Annotated in this window: 1 pseudogene; it reads left to right on the top strand. The window is 61.6% G+C overall.

Features of this window, described 5'->3' with window-relative positions:
* Nucleotides 1-2,098: pseudogene (locus GGD61_RS40080) on the top strand (hypothetical protein); the annotation flags it as partial.

The raw sequence follows: 2,098 nt of genomic DNA, 5'->3' as shown, positions 1-2,098 counted from the left end.
GGCACGGTACCAAAGAGATCCTGGCCGGCACGCGCGACCTCATCCAGGGCGATCTTTCCAACATGAGCTGGAACCTGATCGCACAGATCGAGGCGGAGAGCCCGGTCGATGCGCTCGACACATTCGTCGAGCAAAACGCGGCAACGATCCGGGACAAATATCCTGCGTCCACATTCGATGTCCACGAGGTATTGCGAGCCATGGATCACGAGCCGAGGCCCCCACAGGGCGAAGCGGGTCTGATGCGGTTGCCGGTGGTGGACATGCAAGGACGGCCACTGGCCACAGAGCCCGAGACACGATACTCGGTTTTTCATCGGCTGACCTCGGGGGCGATAGAGGTGGCCGCGGTACAGCTGCCGGCAAAGCCGAGCGCCCTCATGCTGGCGCGCACGCTCACCTACAAGGGGGTGCCGTACCGCATGGACCTGTTCGGCGGCAGCAAGTTGAAAGCACCAAGACCGACCGTGTTGGAAATCGCCGCCCATGCTCCAGGCGGACCGGCAGCACCGTCTTCGGGGGGAAAGCTGCTCGCCATTCCCTATGCCGAAACCGCGCCGGGGACGTCATTCGAGAAGCTGTTGCGGGCCTGGGCCCCGTTCAAGGAAGCCTATTGGTACACTCAGCGCAGGGGGTTTGCGGCGCCACCCGCAATCAAGGATCTGGGCCCTCACGATTACGCGCTGGAGGGCGCCTTCAAGCTGTTGCTGACGCCAGACCGCCCTACCAACGAGGAGCATCCGTTCAAATTGACTGGACCGGAAGGCCCGATTGCTTTGCGACCGCATGATGGCTGTGGCTTTATCAAGGCCTCGCTCGCCGAACGTATGCTCGCTATTCGCCGGGCCGGCCCCCAGGAAGGCCCCGATCGAATGCCGGCCTATGGTGAGGGAAGGAGATCGTCCGTTCCTGCCTCGGCGTTGCAACATTATCCGCGCAGTGAGCAGGTGGCCGACGAGGCTCGCGAAAAGGCCAAGAGCTGGCTGGACAGCAGAGGAGGGGAAAGCCTGATAGGCGAGCAGCTGTTTCGCATGGTGACGGCAGGCCACATCGATGCTCCCGGTGGCGTTGCCGTCCCGTCCAGTGATGATTACCTCCATGTGCCGAAGTGCAAGAGTGAGACGTTAACGGGAACGGGGGGCGTGCTGATCGGGCGATCTCCCTATGACAAGCCTAACCTGCGCCCACTCGCCGCCGAGCGAGTCAGGTCGGCAGCTGACGGGGATCCGACTGCGGCATTCCTCGATAGATGCGTGGCCATGCAATACAGTTTCAGTGTCGCCCAGAAGTCGCAGGAGGAGCTGGCGGCCCACGACCCGAGCTTCTTTGCCAAAGGCATTCTGATCGTGGTGCCGGATGGGATGTGGCCGGCCAACTACGCGGACCGCGGGCTGGTGATGTCGGCCGAAGACGTCAAGTGCCATTCGAGCTGGACCGAGCGCAAAGACCGTGCAAACGTAGACACGCCGGTCGACTGTGTGGGTATCCTGCAGGCGACCGAAGTGTTCGCTCCGGGGTCGTTGGTTGCAGTCCCGACCGGCGAGCAGAAAAAGCTCGACGGCGACTTCGACGGGGATACCGTCGTTATCATCGGCGATCGGCCGCAGCTGTATGAGCATGTTCGCCAGTTCGATGAGAAGGAACAAGCTCGCGGAGTTCGCTCGCTCAAGCCGCCGAAGTCGTATACCCCGGCGATCGAGGGCAACAATTACCAATTCAGTCGTGCCAGCCAGATCCTCGCGGCGACGCGGAACGCGTTGGAAATTTATAGCGGCCTGCAGCGGAGCTTTCTGGCGCAATCCCATCAAGCACGGCGTTGGTTTGCTGAGCGCGCGGTTTTTGGAACTTACGAGGGGTTTCATCACGAACTTCAGCGCGACATCCGTCAATTGCTGACCAAGGAGCAGGTGAGCGCCCAGGATGTCGAGCACATGCTCGATAGAGCGAGGCCCGAGATCAAGCTTGCAGACCATGCAGTCGCCCACGAAATTGCCGAGTTGCTCGTCAACGACCTCGAGGCGTGGGCAGCGAGCACAGCTGAGCAGATGCTGCCCGAAACATCCGAAAGCGTGAGCGACACCAAACTGACTGTGAGCCC

Origin of the sequence: Bradyrhizobium sp. SBR1B (assembly GCF_014198205.1) — a bacterium.
Classification (GTDB): domain Bacteria; phylum Pseudomonadota; class Alphaproteobacteria; order Rhizobiales; family Xanthobacteraceae; genus Bradyrhizobium.
The sequence above is the reverse complement of the archived record's forward strand: the minus strand, read 5'-3'. Positions and strand labels throughout refer to the sequence as shown.